Below are 13,756 nucleotides of genomic sequence, written 5' to 3'. Positions count from 1 at the left end.
GCATTAGTGGAACAAATTACCAATCAAATCATGCAGCAATTAACCAATAAACAAGAGTTGAACGAAGCAAAACCTGTTGTTTCCGGAAACGTAACCTATAAAGAAGGTTCTTCTTCCAACATTATTACTGGTCCATCTGTTGCAAGAATGATCGACCATACTTTATTAAAGCCAGAAGCGTCAAAGGACCAAATTGTGAAGCTTTGTGAAGAAGCAAAGGAACATAAATTTGCGACTGTTTGTGTGAATCCGTATTGGGTGCAGACTGCGGCAAAAGAACTTAAAGGCTCTGGTGTAGGTATTACAACAGTTGTTGGCTTCCCATTAGGAGCGACTAGCACGTTTGTAAAAATCGCAGAAACTCGTGATGCGATTGCGAACGGTGCAACTGAAATCGACATGGTCATTAACGTTGGGGCATTAAAATCCGGTGACTTTGAAACCGTTAAAAAGGACATTGAAGGTGTAGTATTAGCCGCTAAAGGTCATGCGCCAGTTAAGGTTATTATTGAAACAGGACTGCTAGAAATTGAAGAGAAGAAAAAGGCTTGTATTTTGGCAAAAATGGCCGGTGCTGATTTTGTTAAAACATCAACCGGTTTTGGACCAGGCTGTGCAACAGCGGAAGATATCAAATTAATGCGCGAGGCAGTTGGACCAGATATGGGCGTAAAAGCTTCAGCGTGTGTTAGAGATTTAGATACAGCACGAAAACTAATTCAAGCTGGCGCGACAAGAATTGGTGCAAGCTCAAGTATTGCGATTATTACTGGCGGACAAGGAACCGGATATTAAAATGTTCCGTGGAAAAATTGAGTTTTTCATATAGTTTTTTTCTATATGAAAAACTCAATTTTCTTATATTCCATTCTAAAAGTATTGATAATTTTTAGATATTTTACTATAATGATATTAACGGAATGTAATCGCTTACATACAAAAGGGGTGTTTCGAATGAACAATATTGGACATCAATTAAAGAAAATTAGATTAAATCGTGAAATTGAAATAGAAAAACTTGCCCTTTTGTCAGGCCTAAATGCCGAAACCATCGCTGCCATTGAAGAAGGCGATCAGGATGTACAAATTTCCACATTAGCAAAAATATCCAATGTATTAAATTGCACATTCTCAATTGGTGATGTATCTATCTAATAATATTGGAATACCTATAGACAACATGGTATAGTAATTCCATTAGCAAAAAGTTCAATCTTTAAATGATTGAGCTTTTTTTATTTAGAAGGAAGAGAAAAATGACATCAATAACAGCTTATATTAAAGAATGGCAGCAGGCACTGCAAAATGAAATAAACTATTTAAAAATATACGGCAGTAATAAATACCTCATTACAAATGGAAGGCTGCTCTCTACCGAAGGTTCGTATACCTATTATTTTGATACATCTGGTAATTTACGGATACCAGTGGGTACAGCGATTAAACTAGAATGGGGCAGTATGAAGCAATCAGGACGTGTCCTGTCTTCAGAGGGTAATGGGGTCATGCTATCCATAGAGAAATCATTCAGCGATTTAGTAGATGAGGCTTATCTAATTCATGATCCTTGGGAATTACTCGAACAGCTAATTCAGCGCCTGGATAAAATAAAAAAAAATAAGCAGAAACGTCTCCGGATAAAGACCTTGATGGATCCCTCGATGCCGGCAAAGCACCCGCAGGAAAAAATAAAAAGTAATGTTCATGAGTTATTATTACGATCAAAATATAATCCTGTCACTTTTGTCTGGGGACCTCCTGGAACTGGTAAAACGTATACCCTTGCGAGAGTGGCTGCAAATAAATATTTCCAGGAAAAGCGAGTGCTCATATTATCACATAGTAACCAAGCAGTCGATGTCCTGATAGGTGAGATTTCAAGCTTTGTTACCAAGAAAAATCGATTTAATGAAGGGGACATCCTTCGCTATGGGTTTCTAACAGGTGAACAGCTTGCCAATCATGATACGGTTACAACCAGTCAACTGCTCGAGAAACAAGACCCAGAGCTTGCAGCGGACAAAGAACTTTTAGTTGAGGAAAGACGGAAGCTTAAACAAGATTTAGCGCGTTCTTTTAGTAAAAGAGACACCGATTCATTGCTGGAGCTGGAGACCAAGATTGCGAAGGTCCTTGAGAAAATTCGCCAAAAGGAGATTGAGTTTGTCAAGAATGCGTATATTGTAGGTACTACACTTGCTAAAGCTGCGAGTGATCCCGTGATATATGATAAGGATTTTGACGTAGTCATTCTCGACGAGGCGAGCATGGCCTATGTTCCTCAAGCCGGATTTGCAGCATCATTAGGAAGAAGAGTCATCATTTGCGGTGATTTTAAGCAGCTGCCGTCGATTGCTGCATCCAGAGATGCTTTAGTAAACGAATGGTTGAAGGAAGATATATTTCATCGGGCCGGAGTGGTTGAGTGGGTTAAGGAAGGCAAGCTGCATCCGCATTTATTTTTACTAAAAGAACAGCGAAGGATGCATCCGGACATTTCATCCTTTACCAATCAATACATTTATCATTCGCTTGTGGGTGATCATGAAAGTGTTCGAAAATCACGAAATGCAATTGTTGAAAATCAACCATTTTCTGGACTTGCTTCTATTTTAGTTGATTCAAGCTTTACTGGAGCACATTGCATATCAGAAAAAAACTCTAATTCAAGGCTAAATCTATGGCAGCTGCTGCTATCTTTTCAGGTAATTCATGAATCCTTTTTAGGGGGAGCACGTTCTATTGGTTTTGTAACACCATACCGGGCTCAAGCCAATTTAATGGAATTGTTATTAGAGGATGTATATGAAAACGAACGCTTAAACGCAGATATTATTTCAGCAACTGTGCATCGATTCCAGGGCAGCGAGCGGGATGTGATGGTTTTCGATACAGTTGATGGTGAACCGCAGGAACGTGCTGGCATGCTATTAACGGGCGCAGATAGTGAACGATTAATCAATGTTGCCGTTACCAGGACGAAAGGAAAATTCATCCATGTCAGCAATCAAGCGTTTATAAAGAAACATGTATATCATTCGAAAACATTAAGGCAGTTAGTCGAACATCAAGTGAGACATAATCAAGCAGTTAGAAAGAATGAAATTGGTAGCTGGATCAGAAATCAGCATTCTAAATTACAATGGATGCATGCTAGAAAGCTTGAAAAAGTATTTCAGGATATTGATTCGGCCAGATCGTCAATCATGCTCTCACTACCATATGGCACCGAACTGTCGGAGGATTGGAAGTTAAAATTGAAAAATAGAGATAAACGAACGTCCTTCATTATTTTTTCGGAGGAGGACTGGACGGATTTAGGGCCAACTCAATTAATACAAGCGAGAATCCCATTTCCCTTTATTATGATCGACAAGCAGATTTTTTGGCTTGGGATGATGATCGAGGGAATTAAGGCTATTAAGCCTCCATTTATTGCAGCACGGCTAAAATCAGCGAAGATATCGGAGTACCTGTTAAGTCAGTTCAATGGGCTGTAGCAAAAGAAAAAAGCATCAACCGATGCTTTTTTCTTTTGCACTGTTATCGATATCTCCGATAAGTTCGATATTTATCACCATCATTACTGCTTTCTATTGATTCCTCTTTGCTTTCCTCATCAGTCGCGATGGTGGAAAAATCGTCACTGCTCTCCAATTCATTGACAGTATTATTGCTATTTACTGTAGGATCAATAGTATCCTCTTCATTACTCTCCTCAACAGCAGTGTTGAGTATTTCGGTAATTTCCGCTTGAGCTTCCACATTAATTTCTATGGCTTCATCAGAGCTTTCGTCATCGTCCTCATCAGCGTCACCTAATGGGGATTCTAGTTTTGTTCGTTGTATTTTTCCAAGTGCCTCTTGCCTTAGATTCGCGATTCCGATTATTTCATCTAAAAGGGCAGCAAACCTATTGAAATCAACATTGTTTTCACCACTGTTTTGAATAACATTTAAAAGGTCCTCTTGAAAAATCTGATATTCTTGTTCGAATTGGCCGCGGTCCATTTGCCTAAAGGTCACACCGTTAATTCGAATAAATTCAAAGATTAATTGAGTAATGGTTTGGTTTGCAGTCTGTAATTCAGGAGAGCTGCTTAAATAATTGTTCAAATCGCGTAGTGTTTTATAGTAACTTTTGAAATTTTGATTAGCTTCTAAAAATTCCAGTTTACTCAAGGATGGATTCCTCCTTCTTTTTTTCCTTTTGTATTAAAGATATGCAAGGAAGATTCATCTAGAAGATAAAACTAAAGAAGGAGGAAGACTGACAATTTATAAAAACGATTCACGCAGATGGCAGGCAAGCTGTACCTTTAAAAAATTCTCAGGTTCTTCAAGGGACATGCCTAATTGTTCTTCAATTTTTTTCAGCCTCAAGTAAAGTGTGTTTACATGAATATGCAGCTTCTGAGCTGTCTTAGCTGACGAGCGATTTGTTTGTATATAGGTTATGAGCGTCTTTTCTAAATCATTATTATTACCTTTAATGGAATTCAAAGGTGTGAAAATTTCTTCAAGGAACCTTTCAATTTCTTCGGAAGACTGATTAATAAACAGGCGGTTTATCCCTATATCGGAAAAATGGATCATACCTGATTTTTGGCGTGAGATAAGATATGAGACGGCTTTGTTCGCTTCATTGTGTGATTTGGCAACAGATTCAATTCCTTGATAAACCGAACCAACCCCGACAAACAGGTGGATATGATCGTTAAGTTCACTTTCTTTTAAAATAGTATCCAATTTTTTCATTACCGATCGTTTGTCTGCAGGGTTCGTGGGAGAGAATAGAATGGTAACTTTGTTATGATTACCAAATACGATTTTTTTATGATCTAATAGGACTTGTTTAATTCGGGATATAAATCGATGAACAATGCTATCTAGTATTTGAAGATCTTTAAAATTAGCAATTGTAATAATAACCGTGAACAGGTTTGATTTAAGATCCAAGCCAAGATTCATTGCTTTTTTGGTTAGTAAATCAGGGTTATCGTTTAATAATAAGTCATTATAAAATTCATGGGTCTTTTTATAATAGATATCTGCCAAGGACTTCTTTTTGGCTAATTCCATTGCTAGCACGGTTCCCCCTCTATCAATGATGATATGTTCCAGCTGTGTTAATGGTCGATTAATAACAATAATCATACATCCGTTACAAACAGATCCAACTAAAATTGGGTAAATGAAAAATGCCTTTTCATCCTGATCGAAAAGTTCAACGTAAATGGGGACTTTTCGGGTGGTTAGGAGCTTTGTTAGTTCATCCATCGAAAAAGGAAGTTCTTTTTGCTTTGGAAAGTGTTCACTTTCGATCATGTCCACAAATATTAATGACAAACCAAGCATTCGATTTAATTCTTGAGTGATCGTTTCAACTCCTCTATTTTGGACAGAGAGCTGTGAAAGTGTAGAATCGACTTCGTTTCGTTTGACTAGGACTTGATTCTTTCGTTTAATTTCCGTAAACAACCGTGCATTTTCCATTGCAATCGCAATTTGTGCAGCTAATCCTTGTAAAAGTTGAAAATCCCAATCAGTAAGATTCCGTTCGCGGTCATCTTGATGAATGCTTAAAACTCCAATAATTTCATCCCGAAATTTTATCGGAATGGTGACAGATACTTTTACCCTGTGATTGTGAAAGGCATGCTTTAAATATTTGTAATTTTCGTCAGATGTTCCTTCCATCGCTTCATTAGCCTCACGAAATGAATAATAGATTCTTGGTTGTCCATCGAGAAATGTTTTGCCTGTTACGGACTCTCCAATTTTATATCGCACTTTTTCTATTTCTTTTTTCCATCCTCTATAGGCTTTACATACTAAACGGTCTAATGCCGGACTATACATCCAAAAAACACAGGCTTCCGATCCGGGAATTACAGCGGCTACGTTATCTAAAATTTTCGCCAATAATTCATCAAGGTCTAGTGAAACCGTTATGTTTTGCACACCCTCGATCAGCTTTTCTAATTCTATTCCTTTTCTTTTCATCAAGAGATCAGTGTAAAAGGGATACATCAGGTGGTATAAAAGGTTAATATTACCCTTTTCTAATGGCGTAGTTGTTTCAGTATAGAGGATAGTAACCCTATAGTCATGTGGATAATCGAGTGTTAACAATTGGGGGTTGTCCAAGCTGGACGGTTGAATCCCCTTTTTGGTGGTTGGGGAAGGAAAAGCACGAATACCCTGTCTATCTGTTAAAATCCATCGATGTTCTACAGGTGTATAAAACCAAATCTCATAACATGAAATTCCGAGATTTTGGATAAAAAAGGATCGGAGCTGTGCAAGATTTAGCATCGATTTATCACCTCACTGTGAACTTCCATAGTTTATTAGAAGAAAAGCTATGAGAATCAACATTGTTTTCATTTTATCAATTTCATATACTTTCTGTAAATACAGAATTTTCAGAAATAGTTGCATGATGTTGTAAACGCTTACTTTTTGGAAAGAAAAATCATTTCATTAATGTCGAGAGGGAGTGGAAAGGTTGGGACATATCTCATCCTGTATGGCGGGCAATGTTTTCAAATTGTTGGTAAAGACAGGTGATATTGTTGAGTCTGGTGATGAAGTAGTTATTCTTGAGTCAATGAAGATGGAGATTCCGATAACAGTTGAGTCAAAAGCAGTAATAAAGGATGTGAAAGTAAGAGAAGGAGAATTTGTTAATGAGGGGGATATCATTATTGAGTTGGAATAATGTTAACCAGCCGCTGCATGAGTATCTTCGCTATTATGCACGAATCACACCAAATAAAGAAGCGATAATCTTTTATGGAAAAACGATTACCTATCAGGAACTGGATGATTTATCAGATCGTTTCGCGATGTTTCTTCATTCCAGTGGAATTAAAAAGGGAGACAAGGTTGCGCTTTTTTTACCCAATTGTCCTCAATATATTATTTGTCATTTTGGAATTCAGAAAATTGGAGCAATTGTAGGTCCGTGCAGTCCCATGTTTAAGGAGTGGGAATTGGCCTATGAAGTGAATGATTTAGGAGCAAAAGCAATCGTTGCCTTGGAACAATTGCACCCCATTGTAGACCAGGTTCGAAATCATTCTTCGATTGAATTGGTTATTACGACGAGCTACATAGATTTTCTTCCAGAAATTCCACAGCCAGAGTTTCCAGAAAAAATACCCCCAAAGAAAAGCTTAGCGGATTGCATCGATTTAATACAGATTTTTCAATCAAAAATGGCAAACCCTCCAAGAATAGAGCTTGATGTGGAAAATGATGTTTCTCTTATTGTCTATACGTCCGGATCGACTGGACAGCCGAAAGGGGCGATGCTGACATATCGAAATGCATTATATAAATCATTTTGTGTTGCCCAAACAAGGAATACAACTGCACAGGATATATCATTATCCATTATGCCAATTTGCCATATTGCCGGCATGTTAGGCATGAATGTCGTCATTTTTACTGGTGGTACCCTGGTCTTACTTAATCGTTTTACTCCAGAATCGGCAATGGATGTTATCGAGCGGTACCAGGTCACAGTAGCTCAGACTGTTGTTCCTATGAATATAGCCATTATGAAGCATCCGGATGCCAATAAGGTTAACTTTCGTTCTCTTAGATTAAATGCATGCACCAGCTTTGGCATTCCATTAACGGAGGAAATTTCGAATCAATGGATGGAGCTGACAGGTGTAGGATTATTTGAATCTGCATACGGGCTAAGTGAAACCCATACGGCCGATACGCTGATGTCCGAAGGAGCTGTCAAATTTGGTACTACCGGCAAGCCCGTATTGGAAACAGAAATAAAAATCATGTCTATTGATGAGCCGCGGAGGGAGGTTCCAATTGGGGAAGAGGGAGAAATTATTGTAAAAAATCCCGGTGTTTTTAAAGGATATTTGAATAAACCGGAAGCAACAGCCCAAACGCTTCGCAATGGATGGGTCTATACAGGTGACATTGGCAAGTTGGATCAAGAGGGATATTTATTTTTTCTCGGCCGTATAAAAGAAATGATCAAGTGTTCTGGATACAGTGTATTTCCTGAAGATGTTGAAATTATGCTGATGAACCATCCTGCCATCTCCCAAGCAGCTGTGATTGGTGTGCCAGATTCCGTTCGGGGAGAATCAGTAAAGGCTTTTGTGGTGATTAAACCGGAATTCCAAACTAGGATTACGGAAGAGGAGATTATCCGATGGAGCAAGGAAAAAATGGCAGCTTATAAATATCCCCGTTATGTTGAATTCAGGGAGAGCCTGCCAGTTACCGGGACCGGCAAATTGCTTCGAAGGCTGCTTGCAGATGAAGAAAAAGAGAAGGCAAATTATAAGGAGGTTGTCCATGAGAAAAATTAACAAAGTCTTATCCGTTGTCCTAATAGCCACATTATTGTTAGTGGCTGGCTGCTCCAATAACAGTTCTACCGCTGGTAAAAATACAGCAGGCCAGACGGCAGAAAACCCAAAAAACAGCGAACCGAGGAAAGGAGGCAGCCTTGTTGTTGCCTATGACTCTGATGTGAGTAACTACGATCCCATCCTTGGCAATTCCGGGAACGATCATCCGCTGCTGTATCCAGTTTATGACACATTAGTAAACTATAATGCGAATCTTGAACCTCAACCTGGCCTTGCGGAATCATGGGACACCCCGGATGATAAAACCATCATTCTACACTTAAGAAAAGGGGTAAACTTCCATGATGGAACCCCATTTAATGCAGATGCCGTTAAATTTAACCTTGAACGAGTAAGATCGAAAGAATCAAAAGTATCCGATTTATCTAATGTAGAATCTGTAGTGGTTGTCGATCCACAAACAGTGAAATTACATTTAAAACAGCCAGATTCCTCCATTATCCTCGCTTTATCTGATCGTTCAGGGATGATGGTTTCGCCTGCAGCAGTCCAAAAATTTGGTGCTGACTTCAGCCAAAAACCAGTGGGGACAGGTCCCTATAAGATGGTCAAATGGGTACGAAACGGAGAAATTCAGTTTGAAGCGAATAGGGATTACTGGCAAAAAGGACTGCCATACCTTGATAAAATAACAGCTAAAATTATGCCTGATGAAAATACAAGATTAAATGCACTTAAATCAGGTCAGATTCAATTCTATTGGAATGTATCACCTGACAATAGTCAAGTTTTAAAGAATGATAAGAATATAGTGTTAGATTCAAAAATGAAGGTAGCGTTCTATAATATTTATTTAAATACCAAAATGGCCCCATTTGATAAGAAGGAAGTCAGGCAGGCGCTTCAATATGCCATCGATCGTGATGCCCTTGTAAAAGCTTTAACTTTTGGGGAAGGCGAGTCGGCTAATCAAACATTTCCAAATGATTATTGGGCAGCAAGTCCTGATATGAAAATTAACTATGAACCTGAAAAATCAAAGGAATTATTGAAACAGGCAGGAGTTGAAAATGTCAAATTTGACATGTTCGTGCCAACAGCACCATTCTATCAAAGATTGGCGGAAGCCATAAAAGGGCAAGTCAAGGAGGCGGGCTTTACGATTAACTTACTGCCAATGGAACTCACAAAAGGAGTAGCTCTTTATTTTAATGAAAAGCAGTTGCCGGCAAATCTTACGGCATGGACAGGACGCCCCGACCCCCAACAAACAATTAGTTTATTCCTTGGTGGAAAAGGTTTCTACAATGTTGGCGGGGAGACAACAGCTAAAAAAGAAGAATTGATTTCAAAGGCAGCAGCTTCATATGATCAAAAAGAGCGAGCAAAGTTATATGGCGAAATAAATGAGATTGCGATGGCAGAAGAAGCGATGACGATTCCTATTATGTTTACTCCTTCTACTGCGGCCATGTCGCCAAAGGTTAAGGGCTTTGAAGGAACATTACTAGGGAAACCAAAGTTCTCCTACTTGTGGCTGGAACAATAATAAAGAGGATAGGAAGGGAGAGAGCCAATGTTTTATAAATTTTTGTTACGCCGCCTGATATATGTCATACCCATGTTAATTGTAACGACTTTGGTGGTCTTTTCCCTAATCTTGATTATACCGGGTGATCCTGCTCTTGCGCTTCTTGGAGATAATGCAACCGCAGAAAAACTGGCCCAGTTGAGAAGTCAACTGGGCCTGGATCAACCTGTGCTCATTCAGTATGGGAATTGGCTATTACATGCTTTACAGGGAGATTTAGGGAGATCCCTTTTTACAGGGGAAATTGTCAGTAATGCAGTGTTTTCAAGACTGGGCATTACGATTCAGCTTGTTATTTCTGCGATGATTATTTCCTTTCTGATAGGGATGTTTTTTGCTATTACCTCTATTTTAAAGCCGAATAGTTGGATGGATTATGTGGCCAGGTTTTTCGGCACGCTGGGGACAGCTATTCCAAATTTTTGGTTAGCGATGCTGCTGGTAGCCCTATTTAGTGTCAAACTGGGATGGCTACCTGCTACAGGATTTGTTAGTATTTTTGAAAATACGGGCAGTTTTTTACAAAGTGTTCTTCTCCCAGCCTTTTGCTTAGGTGCATTTGGCGCGGCGCAAATCACACGACAATTACGATCTTCACTGCTTGAGAGTATGGATTCAGATTATATTCGTACTGCTTATTCCAAAGGATTATCATTATGGCCAGTTATTTGGAAGCATGGACTTAGAAATGCCTTTTTACCTGTCGTAACAACGGCGGGACTTCTATTTGGGAATATGCTTGGTGCAACGGTTGTGATCGAAAGCGTTTTCGCCATTCCTGGAATGGGGCAGCTGGCAGTCAATTCAATACTGCAAAGGGATTTTCCGATGCTACAAGGAGTCGTCTTGGTAATGGTAGTGATGGTCCTCATCATTAACTTTGTTACCGATGTACTCTATAGCATTTTGGATCCTCGAATTGAATTTGATTAAGAAGGAGGGCACAACATGCAGTTTCGAATTATTTTACAAAGGGTAAAACGTGAACGCTTGGCATTCGTTAGTTTGATCTATTTGGTCATTTTAGTCCTAGTTGCTGTTTTTGCCCGATACATTGTCCCTTTTGACCCAGAAGCACAGGATTTGAACCAAGTGATGATTGCACCAAATGGCTCGCACTGGTTTGGAACAGATGAACTGGGAAGGGACATTTTTACAAGATTGCTTCTTGGATCACAGGCAGCCATACAAGCAGGACTTATCGCAATCCTAATTCCTCTTTTTATTGGAGTTCCCTTGGGAATTATTTCAGGGTATCTTGGGGGCATCGTCGATGATCTTTTCATGAGGGTTATTGATGCGATTTTATCTTTTCCTGCAATTCTTCTCGCATTGGGAATTACAGGTGCCTTAGGGGTTAACCTATGGAACGCGATGATCGCGATTGGAATCATCTTCACTCCGCAATTTGCCAGACTGGCAAGAGGACAAACCCTTCAAGTCCGGCGTGAACCATATGTGGAAGCGGCAAAGATTTCTGGGGCTGGTCCTTTGTGGATCATGTATCGGCATATCCTTCCCAATATCGCCTCTCCGATCATTGTTCAAGCATCTTTCAGTTTTAGTTTGGCGATTTTGGTGGAGGCATCATTGAGTTTTCTTGGAATGGGGGCACAGTCACCGCAAATTAGTTGGGGAGGCATGCTTCATCAAGCCTACAGTATGATTTTTGTCAATCCATTTATGATGATTTTCCCTGGAGCGGCAATCTTACTTTCAGTCTTAGCCGGTAACTTTTTCGGAGATGGTTTAAGAATAGCCGTTGATCCAAAAATCAAGCGAACTTAGGAGGGAAGCGGTTTGAGTAAACAGTTTGAACCACTTTTGGAAGTAAGTAATCTTAGATCGTATTTCCCTTCAACTGGAGGGGTTGTTAAAGCGGTTAATGATATTTCTTTTAAAATTGGAAAAGGTGAAATTGTTGCATTGGTGGGGGAATCTGGCAGCGGTAAAAGTGTAACCGCGTTATCGATTATGGGACTGAATGCTCCTACCATCACTTATGGCAAAGAAAGCATCATCTCGTTTAAAGGCCATAATTTAATTACGATGAAAAAGAGGCAAATGAAGAAAATTCGCGGCAATGAAATTTCAATGATTTTCCAAGATCCGCTATCTTCCTTAAACCCTTTACATCCAATCGGAAAACAAATCGCAGAACCAATCCAACTCCACCAAGGGGTTAGTTACAAAACAGCGCAGCAAACTGTCATCAATTTGTTAAATAAGGTAGGGATTCCTGACGCTGAAAGCAGGCTAAAAGATTATCCCCATCAGTTATCAGGAGGGATGCGGCAAAGGATTATGATTGCAATGGCTCTTGCCTGCAATCCATCTCTGTTGATTGCCGATGAACCCACCACAGCATTAGATGTGACCATTCAAGCCCAAATTCTGAATGTCATGAAATCACTTCAGAGAGAAACAGGTGTATCCATTCTTCTGATTACTCACGATTTAGGGGTTGTAGCGGAAATGGCAGATCGGGTTCTTGTCATGTACTGCGGGAAAATTGTAGAAGAAGGCGACGTCTATTCGATTTTCCAGGAACCAAAGCATCCCTATACTAAAGGCTTGTTAGCAAGTGTTCCAAAGTTAAGAGGAAAATCGGAAAAACGCTTAAATGCCATTCCCGGTACCGTTCCTGGCCCCTTAGAGCTGACAGGTGGCTGCAATTTCTATTCACGCTGTAGTCAGGCAAACGATCAATGTAGTAGTAATACTCCATACCTGGAGAATATTGGACCACAAAGAAGGGCAGCTTGCTGGAATCTACAGGAAAGGCCAATCGAAGAGGTGACAAAGCATGCTTGAACCATTGGTTTCCATTAAAAATGTGAAAAAATATTATCCCATTGGCAGTGGATTATTTGGAAAGAAAACCAAATGGTTAAAAGCGGTTGATGGGATTAACCTTGAAGTGAAACAAGGAGAAACTCTTGGACTTGTTGGTGAATCCGGATGCGGAAAATCTACCTTGGGCCGGATGGTCGTTGGGCTGCTTGAACCAACGGATGGGGAGGTTCATTTTGAAGGCAGCTCACTTTTATCAAAAGGACGTAGTAAGCGGGATTTAGGGAAAAAAATTCAAATGATCTTTCAGGATCCGTATGCATCTCTGAATCCGAGAATGAGTGTTGCCGATATCATTGCAGAACCCTTAGTTCTGCATAAGATTGGGACCAGTAAGGAGCGGAAAAAACGGGTAGATGAATTATTAGAACGTGTAGGACTGAGAACTGTACATGGCGCGCGTTATCCAGAAGAATTTTCCGGCGGGCAGCGTCAAAGAATTGGCATAGCTAGAGCATTGGCATTAAACCCCAGGCTGATCGTATGCGATGAACCTGTTTCCGCCCTTGATGTATCCATTCAAGCTCAAATTTTAAATCTCCTGAAAGATATCCAAGAAGATTTGGGTTTATCTTATATTTTTATTGCTCATGGTCTTCAGGCAGTAAAGCATATCAGTGATCGTATTGTGGTGATGTATTTAGGAAAAGTGGTCGAAATTTCCGAAACGGATTCATTATTTGAGAACCCGCTGCACCCTTATACCAAAGCATTGATTTCTGCAGTCCCAGAGCCTGATCCAACGATGCGTGACCGAGAGCGTATACTTCTAAGCGGGGATCTCCCAAGTCCAGTCAATCCTCCAAGTGGCTGCCGCTTTCATACTCGGTGTCCTATAGCTACAGAGCGCTGTCAACGGGAAGAACCTCCTCTTATAGAAGCGGCGGAAAGAAGATGGACAGCGTGCTTTTATTAAGAATAATAGATTTAAAAAACAGTTTAAGGAGGAAATCTA

Annotated in this window: 12 protein-coding genes; 10 read left to right on the top strand and 2 right to left on the bottom strand. The window is 39.8% G+C overall.

All coding sequences use genetic code 11. The features are described 5' to 3' along the window. The first annotated feature begins 147 nt into the window (after positions 1 to 147). The 3 genes from deoC to LC455_RS10150 all read left to right on the top strand — a co-directional run bounded on the left by deoC (position 148) and on the right by LC455_RS10150 (position 3,500). Positions 148 to 795 (top strand): deoxyribose-phosphate aldolase, encoded by a 648-nt coding sequence (gene deoC / locus LC455_RS10160; RefSeq protein ID WP_223590917.1) that lies wholly within the window; start codon positions 148 to 150, stop codon positions 793 to 795. 159 nt (positions 796 to 954) lie between these two features. Continuing rightward, entirely contained in the window at positions 955 to 1,155 is a 201-nt protein-coding gene (locus LC455_RS10155) for a helix-turn-helix domain-containing protein (RefSeq protein ID WP_223590446.1), read from the top strand. A gap of 101 nt (positions 1,156 to 1,256) precedes the next feature. Beyond that, the gene (locus tag LC455_RS10150; protein ID WP_223590444.1) at positions 1,257 to 3,500 is read left to right on the top strand and encodes an AAA domain-containing protein; all 2,244 of its coding nucleotides are present in this window, start codon (positions 1,257 to 1,259) and stop codon (positions 3,498 to 3,500) included. A gap of 43 nt (positions 3,501 to 3,543) precedes the next feature. Here LC455_RS10150 and LC455_RS10145 read toward each other — a convergent pair whose 3' ends face one another. Beyond that, positions 3,544 to 4,182 carry a hypothetical protein gene (locus LC455_RS10145; protein ID WP_223590442.1) on the bottom strand — a complete coding sequence of 213 codons (639 nt, stop codon included), beginning with the start codon at positions 4,180 to 4,182 and terminating at the stop codon, positions 3,544 to 3,546. 96 nt (positions 4,183 to 4,278) lie between these two features. Then, on the bottom strand, positions 4,279 to 6,318 hold the full coding sequence (locus LC455_RS10140) for a helix-turn-helix domain-containing protein (RefSeq protein ID WP_223590440.1): 2,040 nt from the start codon (positions 6,316 to 6,318) through the stop codon (positions 4,279 to 4,281). A gap of 193 nt (positions 6,319 to 6,511) precedes the next feature. On the opposite strand from LC455_RS10140, the gene LC455_RS10135 reads away from it, so the two are divergent. From LC455_RS10135 to LC455_RS10105, 7 genes are read left to right on the top strand one after another with little or no spacing between them, the layout of a single operon-like run. Beyond that, on the top strand, positions 6,512 to 6,724 hold the full coding sequence (locus tag LC455_RS10135; protein ID WP_223590439.1) for an acetyl-CoA carboxylase biotin carboxyl carrier protein subunit: 213 nt from the start codon (positions 6,512 to 6,514) through the stop codon (positions 6,722 to 6,724). Beyond that, positions 6,711 to 8,354, top strand: a complete 1,644-nt coding sequence (locus tag LC455_RS10130) for an AMP-binding protein (RefSeq protein WP_223590437.1) — start codon at positions 6,711 to 6,713, stop codon at positions 8,352 to 8,354. The genes LC455_RS10135 and LC455_RS10130 overlap by 14 nt, the downstream gene beginning before the upstream one ends. Further along, on the top strand, positions 8,341 to 9,906 hold the full coding sequence (locus tag LC455_RS10125; RefSeq protein WP_223590434.1) for an ABC transporter substrate-binding protein: 1,566 nt from the start codon (positions 8,341 to 8,343) through the stop codon (positions 9,904 to 9,906). Before LC455_RS10130 ends, LC455_RS10125 begins: the two co-directional genes overlap by 14 nt. Positions 9,907 to 9,933: 27 nt before the next feature. Then, on the top strand, positions 9,934 to 10,881 hold the full coding sequence (locus LC455_RS10120) for an ABC transporter permease (RefSeq protein WP_223590431.1): 948 nt from the start codon (positions 9,934 to 9,936) through the stop codon (positions 10,879 to 10,881). Between the two features lie 15 nt (positions 10,882 to 10,896). Next, a complete protein-coding gene (locus LC455_RS10115; protein WP_223590429.1) occupies positions 10,897 to 11,736 on the top strand; it encodes an ABC transporter permease in 840 nt (279 codons plus the stop codon). Between the two features lie 12 nt (positions 11,737 to 11,748). Then, the gene (locus LC455_RS10110; RefSeq protein WP_223590426.1) at positions 11,749 to 12,762 is read left to right on the top strand and encodes an ABC transporter ATP-binding protein; all 1,014 of its coding nucleotides are present in this window, start codon (positions 11,749 to 11,751) and stop codon (positions 12,760 to 12,762) included. After that, complete coding sequence (locus LC455_RS10105) at positions 12,755 to 13,717, top strand: ABC transporter ATP-binding protein (protein ID WP_223590423.1); 963 nt, start codon at positions 12,755 to 12,757, stop codon at positions 13,715 to 13,717. Before LC455_RS10110 ends, LC455_RS10105 begins: the two co-directional genes overlap by 8 nt. The last annotated feature ends 39 nt before the right edge of the window (positions 13,718 to 13,756 follow it).

The sequence above is a fragment of the Neobacillus bataviensis genome (assembly GCF_019969725.1).
This window is presented reverse-complemented; position numbering and strand designations above follow the sequence as displayed.

Bases quoted from the DNA above. Each gene is read 5' to 3' on its own strand.
- deoC (WP_223590917.1), top strand. From the start codon at position 148: ATGATCGACCATACTTTATTAAAGCCAGAAGCGTCAAAGGACCAAATT.
- LC455_RS10155 (WP_223590446.1), top strand. From the start codon at position 955: ATGAACAATATTGGACATCAATTAAAGAAAATTAGATTAAATCGTGAA.
- LC455_RS10150 (WP_223590444.1), top strand. From the start codon at position 1,257: ATGACATCAATAACAGCTTATATTAAAGAATGGCAGCAGGCACTGCAA.
- LC455_RS10140 (WP_223590440.1), bottom strand. From the start codon at position 6,318: ATGCTAAATCTTGCACAGCTCCGATCCTTTTTTATCCAAAATCTCGGA.
- LC455_RS10125 (WP_223590434.1), top strand. From the start codon at position 8,341: ATGAGAAAAATTAACAAAGTCTTATCCGTTGTCCTAATAGCCACATTA.
- LC455_RS10120 (WP_223590431.1), top strand. From the start codon at position 9,934: ATGTTTTATAAATTTTTGTTACGCCGCCTGATATATGTCATACCCATG.
- LC455_RS10115 (WP_223590429.1), top strand. From the start codon at position 10,897: ATGCAGTTTCGAATTATTTTACAAAGGGTAAAACGTGAACGCTTGGCA.
- LC455_RS10105 (WP_223590423.1), top strand. From the start codon at position 12,755: ATGCTTGAACCATTGGTTTCCATTAAAAATGTGAAAAAATATTATCCC.